Raw genomic sequence first — 6582 nt, forward strand, 5'->3', positions numbered from 1 at the left:
TCACCTCATATTCAGTGGCGATAGCTGCGAGGCTCCACCTGTTCCCATACCGAACACAGTAGTTAAGCTCGTATACGTCGAAAGTACTTGGCTGGAAACGGCCTGGGAGGATAGAAAGCTGCTGATTTAATAAATGCCAGACGAGACTTATAATCTTGCTTGGCATTTGTATTCTAAACTTTTAATATGGTGGCTGTGGTGAAGCGGTTAACACGGCGGATTGTGGCTCCGTTACCCGAGGGTTCGAATCCCTTCAGTCACCCCAATTAGTAGTTTATAGGGGTATAGCTCAATTGGTAGAGTAGCGGTCTCCAAAACCGTTGGTTGTGGGTTCAAGTCCTACTGCCCCTGCCATATAACTAAACATGGAGTGGTACTCAAGTGGCTGAAGAGGACGGTTTGCTAAATCGTTAGGGGTCGTAAGGCTCGCCAGGGTTCAAATCCCTGCCACTCCGCCATTTACTCGGAGGGGTTCCCGAGTGGCTAAAGGGAGCAGACTGTAAATCTGCCGGCTTTGCCTTCGCTGGTTCGAATCCAGCTCCCTCCACCATTATACACACTTTTAATATTTCGGCGGCATAGCCAAGTGGTAAGGCCGAGGTCTGCAAAATCTCTACCCCTAGTTCGAGTCTAGGTGCCGCCTCCAAATTTAAATATCATATATATAAATATCAGCCCTTAAATAGCTTGCTATTTAAGGGCTTTGCTATATCTTTTAGGAATTGAAGTTTTTTTGGATTATTATAAAAAGGATATTAAGATATTAAGGGTTACAAACTATATTTAGCTTAAGGTACTTATTCAGTTAAGTACTAGACAATACTAATGATTAACGATAAAATTTCGAGTATAACTTCTTATAGACACTAGGGGGAATTGAATGTTAGTACATGAACTAATCAATCAAGGAAAAGCAGAGAAAATTGTTTTTCATACTCCGCGCGCGATGACTTATAATGAACTAAAGCAAGAAGTCGAAGCTTATAGAAACTTTTTTTATCACTCTGGTGTTCGGCAAAGCGATAATGTGGGATTATTATCGCGCAACTCGATTGAATTTGTGTGCAGTTATATAGCTATAGCCAGTTTAGGTGCTGTGGTAGTACCACTAAATTTTCAACTCAATGCACGAGAGATTGAGTATATAGTTAACGATTCCGGTATGAAGCTGCTGATCTCGATGGAAAAACTCGATTTAGAAGTGTCATCAGAAAGTTTGAAGTTGATAACCTTTGGCGAAATTAAAGAGGTTTTGCATTCATCTCAATTAGAAACTGCCCCTGAAATAAAAGACATTAGCCAAGATCAACCGTGTGTCATCATATATACTTCTGGTACTACCGGTAAGCCTAAGGGAGCGGTACTTACTCATAATAATCTTGTTAGTAATGCAAGAGCTTTTGGGGAGGTACTGGAAGTTAATTCTAATGACAATGCTCTGTGTGTTCTTCCTATGTATCATTGCTTTGGCTGGACCTGTGCAGTTCTAAACCCACTGCTATGCGGTGCTGCAATAACAGTATTAGATGCATTTTCTCCAAAAGAAACAATTACAGCGATAAAAGAAAATAATGTAACTATTTTTTATGGTGTTCCTCCAATGTATAATATTCTTTCGAGGTTAGGTATAGTAGAAGACCTGGATTCTGTAAGAATTTTTGTGTCAGGCGGAGCTTCACTTCCAGAAAAAGTAGCTGAACAATTCTATCAAAAGTTCGGTATTAATGTTACGGAAGGCTATGGGTTATCAGAAGCTTCACCTGTTGTAACCTTTAATCCACCGAGGCAGACAAAATATTGTTCGATCGGGAAAGCTATTCCTGGTGTCGAAGTTAAAATTGTCGATGAGACTTGCCAGGAATTGAAATGTGGTCAAGTTGGTGAGTTAATAGTCCGAGGACCAAATGTAATGAAGGGTTATTATAATTTACCGAAAGAAACTGAAAAAGCACTTATAGATGGCTGGCTGCATACAGGCGATCTAGCTTATAAAGATGAAGAAGGCTATTATTTTATTGTTGATCGTTTAAAAGATATGATTATTACAAATGGCGAGAACATATATCCTAGGGAAATTGAAGAATTACTTTATGCTTATCCCGGTATAGTTGAAGCAGCAGTAATTGGCATTCCCAATGAACTTAGAGGACAGGAAGCTCTAGCTTACATAGTACTCAGTGAAGCCCAAAACTTCAACAAAAAAGCACTTAGGGAATATCTGCTTGATAATCTAGCGGCATACAAGATTCCTCGTGATTTTATTATAATTGAAGCATTACCTAAGAATTCGACTGGTAAAATTTTAAAAAGATTATTACGAGAATTTTAACAATAGTGAGTTCTTTTTGTTTATTAAAGTACCATAGAGAAATAAGATTCCAGCCGTCCGAATGGACGGTTTTTTATTTAGTTATTTTTGATAAACACTGTTCTATTTTCAATGTATTGCCATAGTAATCCTAGAGGAGGTGTAATTTGATGAAGTTTGGTGTTTTATCATATAACCGCCATACATACCTAGCCATAGTTTTTATTATCGTTGGTTTGTTTATGGGGGGAATATTTGGAGTAGGATACTTGGATGAATTAAACTTGGCCGCAATCCCTAACCAGCCTACAGCAGAGCCTAAAGGAAAAGTCTCAATTGTTATTAATGTTTCGTCACGTTTATTAGAGGTATATAACGACGGCAAAGTATACAAGAAGTACCGGATAGCAGTTGGTAAAAGTGATACACCATCGCCTATTGGTGACTGGATAGTTATATGGAAATCTTATCGTTCTGGTGATATTTACGGGACCAGATTCATGGCACTAGATGTACCATGGGGGGGGTACGGCATTCATGGTACAAACCAACCTTGGAGTATAGGTAACTTTGCAAGTAAGGGCTGTATTCGTATGAGAAATAAGGATGTTGAAGAACTATTTGAATGGGTTCCTATCGGCACGCCTGTGCGCATTGAAGGGAGAAATTTATCCTTAAAGCGTGATCTTAAATTTGAAACTTCAGGAGCAGATGTAGTTCTGCTGCAGAGAAAACTAAAGGCATTAGGGTACCTTGAAGGGCGAGCAGACGGCTTTTTCAATAGGGATACTGAGCAAGCAGTTAAACGATTTCAGTATGATAATGGATTAAAAGCAACAGGGATAGTCGATCAAACGACCAAAAATATACTAGGATTCTAGGTTTAATAGATCAAATCGTCTAAGTTTGAAAATTTATCGTGAATGAATAGCTATCTTTATTCAATTATTATAGATTAAGATCTCAAAAATATTATTGAAATACTCAACGTAGGGCATATATGCAGCCTTACGTTTTTTTTGCTTAAAAACTGGTAATTATAAGTATAGTTTCTATCAAATGGATTGAATTGTATAAGGGGGTAATTTAAAATGGAAACCAGAAATGAAACCAAGCGAGATATGCTTGATAAAGGTGCAGTGCTGCAGAGAGATAAGGAAACATACGCAATTGCACCACATATTCCTGGTGGGATCGTATTAGACTTTAACGTGATGCGCAAAATTGTGGACACTGCCGAGAAATATGGTGCTCAGGCTTTAAAAATTACGAGCTCACAAAGAATTGCGATTGTAGGGCTGAAGGAAGAAGATGTAGATAAAGTTTGGGACGAACTAGGGATGCAAAAAGGACATGCTATAGGATTATGCGTTCGCAGTATAAAGATCTGTCCTGCCACGCATTTTTGTAAAAGGGCGCAACAAGATGCAGTTACATTAGGTTTAGAATTGGATGGTAAATATCATGGAATGGATTTACCATCAAAGTTTAAAATTAGCGTAGCTGGCTGTATGAATTCCTGTAGTGAACCAGCGGTTAGAGATCTTGGTATTATGGGAACGCCCAAGGGTTATACAATTATGATCGGAGGGAATGCTGGAATTAAGCCTCGCCTTGGCGATATTTTGTTAGAGAATGTTCCGCAGGAAGATGTTATACCAGTAGTTGATAAAATAGTTAACTACTATAAAGATAACGCTCGAAAGTACGAGAGAATTGGTTTAATGATTGATCGAATTGGTTTGGATAAAGTAAAAAGTGATATTCTAGGTTAAAAAGGAAATGTCTAGAGAGTCTCTAGACATTTCCTTTTTTTGATAATAGTATAGATTGGGTTATTAAGTCCTTGTAGGAAGCTTAGCCCATTCAGAGTGAAAACAGCCTTCTTTATCAGTTCGCTCATACGTATGGGCACCGAAATAATCACGTTGAGCCTGAATTAAGTTTGCTGGCAAGACTTTTTGGCGGTAAGAATCATAGTAATCAAGCGAGGCACTAAAAGAAGGTATCGGAACTCCCTGCTGCTTGCAGATAGAAATAACCCTTCGCCAGTTATTTTGTATTCGATTAAGCTCACCAGAAAAATATGGATCAAGCATAAGATTTGGCAATTGTGGATTACAGGTAAATGCCTCTTTAATTTTATCTAGGAACTGTGCTCTAATGATACATCCACCTCGCCAAAGAAGCGCAGTGTCGCCTAATTGTAAATTCCAATTATACTTAATGCTGGCAGTCCTTAGTAAGTTGAAGCCTTGAGCATAGGAACATATCTTAGAAGCGTAGAGAGCATCATGAATGTCATTTAAGAGACCTGAATAATCATGCTGAGAAATCGTTGAACCATCTAATGTTATAGAAGCTGTCTGTCTTTCGGCTTTATAGGCGGACATAAAACGTGCAAACACGGCCTCGGTAATAGTTGGAACAGGCACGCCTAATTCTAACGCGCTTTGGACTGTCCACTTTCCAGTACCCTTTTGGCCTGCTGAATCAAGAATTACATCTATCATTGGTAAACTCGTATGATTATCTACTCGCTTAAGAATATCGGCAGTAATCTCGATAAGATAGGAATTTAATTGACCTTCATTCCAGCTTTTAAAAATTTCACTCTGCTCACACGGTGAAATATTTAGTACTTCACGCATAATAAAATAAGCTTCGGCAATAAGCTGCATATCACCGTATTCGATGCCATTGTGGACCATTTTCACATAGTGACCTGCACCATCGGAACCAACGTAAGAACAGCAAGGGCCGTCAGTTACTTTAGCGGCGATAGAGGTAAAGATAGGAGCTAAATCCATATATGCCTCAAGACTGCCTCCAGGCATTAGACTAGGCCCATTAAGAGCACCCTCTTCTCCACCTGAGACTCCTAAACCAATATAGTTAATTCCATTTTCCTCTAGGAGCGAACAGCGGCGCTGAGTATCTTGATAATAAGAGTTGCCGCCGTCAATTAGAATATCACCCTTTTCTAATAAGGGTACAAGTACTTTAATAAGCTCATCAACAGGCTGACCTGATTTTACCATCATTATAATCTTTCGCGGGGTTTTTAATGCCGAAACCAGCTCGGTTAGGGAGAAAGTTCCAGTAAAATGTTTGTCAGGATGGGTTTTTATAAATTCTTGAGTTTTTGTAACTGTGCGGTTAAACACAGCTACGGAGAATCCATGAGAAGAAATATTTAGAGCAAGATTCTCTCCCATAACAGCAAGGCCGATTAGACCTATGTCACACTTGTTACTCATTATCGCACCTCGATTCGCTCACTAATCAATGCTAGTTCCTCTTAAAGATTATTTCAATTCTATAAAAATCATGATATAACTTCAGTAATTTATTCCAGTAAGCTTCGCAAAATTAAATACTAGCTTGTACCCCATAGATTGATGTATGATAAAAATATCATGATGCATTAAATGGGGGACAGTATGAGATTAAGTATTTTTGTTAAAGTTTTCGCAGCAGCACTATGCTGGTTTTTGCTTCCGGCTGTATTACAGGCAGCACCTAGTCCAAACTATGCTGCAAGCAAAATTCAATTTTTACAGACTAAAGAAACATTTAATCTTACAATACTTGGAGAGTCGTTAGCTACTAAAGAACAGTGTTTGGATTATCTTCTTAAGCGTAACCCTTTTCCAGCAATAACAGTATCACCTAAAGAACTTGTTGACTATTTTTATGAAGAAGCACTAAAAGAAGGCGTAAGACCGGATGTTGTCTTCGCGCAAGCATTGCATGAAACAGGCAACTTTCGTTATGGTGGTGATGTTGTTCCTTTGCAGAATAACTACTGTGGCTTAGGGACTACTGGCGGGGGCGTAAAAGGGGCCTGGTTTCCGCATGCTAAGATTGGTATCAGAGCTCAGATTCAGCATTTATTAGCCTACTCAACCAAGCGCCCGCCTTCAACAGAAATTGTTGATCCGCGATATGACCTTGTTAAAAATTCCAATAAGTTTGCTCAGTCAGTTACTTGGACTGATTTAAATGGTAAATGGGCTGTACCAGGCAAAACATATGGTCAGAAAATATTAAAAATCCATCAGACCATTATGACTGGTAATTAGATCGATAAATTATTAAAGCAAAAAATAAAACGCATTCTGCTATTAGCAAGAATGCGTTTATAGTTGTTTGCCCCGAATGGGCAATAACTTGGTGGTGAGAGTCCACTACAGGCTTGGCAGTAGGAACTGTTAGCAGAGGGCAAGGGTGTCCGCCGTGAGGCGGAATCTGAAGTAAGCCTAATGCAAACC

At 39.0% G+C, this 6582-nt stretch carries 6 protein-coding genes, 5 tRNA genes and 1 rRNA gene; 10 read left to right on the forward strand and 2 right to left on the reverse strand.

Annotated elements, in window-relative coordinates:
- The first annotated feature begins 10 nt into the window (after positions 1-10).
- From rrf to V6C17_RS00585, 9 genes are all read left to right on the forward strand, one after another.
- Positions 11-127: ribosomal RNA gene (rrf, locus tag V6C17_RS00545) — 5S ribosomal RNA — on the forward strand.
- Between the two features lie 62 nt (positions 128-189).
- Positions 190-265 (forward strand) — tRNA-His (locus V6C17_RS00550).
- 13 nt (positions 266-278) lie between these two features.
- Positions 279-354: transfer RNA gene (locus V6C17_RS00555), tRNA-Trp, on the forward strand.
- Positions 355-367: 13 nt separating this feature from the next.
- Positions 368-458: transfer RNA gene (locus V6C17_RS00560), tRNA-Ser, on the forward strand.
- Between the two features lie 7 nt (positions 459-465).
- Positions 466-550, forward strand: a tRNA-Tyr gene (locus V6C17_RS00565).
- Between the two features lie 22 nt (positions 551-572).
- Positions 573-646, forward strand: a tRNA-Cys gene (locus tag V6C17_RS00570).
- Positions 647-880: 234 nt separating this feature from the next.
- Positions 881-2329, forward strand: a complete 1449-nt coding sequence (locus V6C17_RS00575; protein WP_333520615.1) for a class I adenylate-forming enzyme family protein — start codon at positions 881-883, stop codon at positions 2327-2329.
- A 149-nt stretch (positions 2330-2478) separates the two neighbouring features.
- Positions 2479-3189, forward strand: a complete 711-nt coding sequence (locus V6C17_RS00580; protein ID WP_333520616.1) for a L,D-transpeptidase family protein — start codon at positions 2479-2481, stop codon at positions 3187-3189.
- A 210-nt stretch (positions 3190-3399) separates the two neighbouring features.
- Complete coding sequence (locus tag V6C17_RS00585) at positions 3400-4083, forward strand: NAD(P)/FAD-dependent oxidoreductase (RefSeq protein ID WP_333520617.1); 684 nt, start codon at positions 3400-3402, stop codon at positions 4081-4083.
- Positions 4084-4146: 63 nt separating this feature from the next.
- Here V6C17_RS00585 and gndA read toward each other — a convergent pair whose 3' ends face one another.
- Complete coding sequence (gene gndA, locus V6C17_RS00590; protein WP_333520618.1) at positions 4147-5568, reverse strand: NADP-dependent phosphogluconate dehydrogenase; 1422 nt, start codon at positions 5566-5568, stop codon at positions 4147-4149.
- Positions 5569-5751: 183 nt separating this feature from the next.
- Here gndA and V6C17_RS00595 point away from each other — a divergent pair, with 183 nt between their 5' ends.
- Positions 5752-6393, forward strand: a complete 642-nt coding sequence (locus V6C17_RS00595; RefSeq protein ID WP_333520619.1) for a glucosaminidase domain-containing protein — start codon at positions 5752-5754, stop codon at positions 6391-6393.
- Here V6C17_RS00595 and V6C17_RS00600 read toward each other — a convergent pair.
- The coding region (locus V6C17_RS00600; RefSeq protein WP_333520620.1) for a hypothetical protein at positions 6377-6582 on the reverse strand (206 nt) is incomplete at its 5' end. The genes V6C17_RS00595 and V6C17_RS00600 overlap by 17 nt on opposite strands.

It is taken from the genome of Dendrosporobacter sp. 1207_IL3150 (assembly GCF_036763085.1).
Taxonomy (GTDB): Bacteria; Bacillota; Negativicutes; order DSM-1736; family Dendrosporobacteraceae; genus JBAIYU01.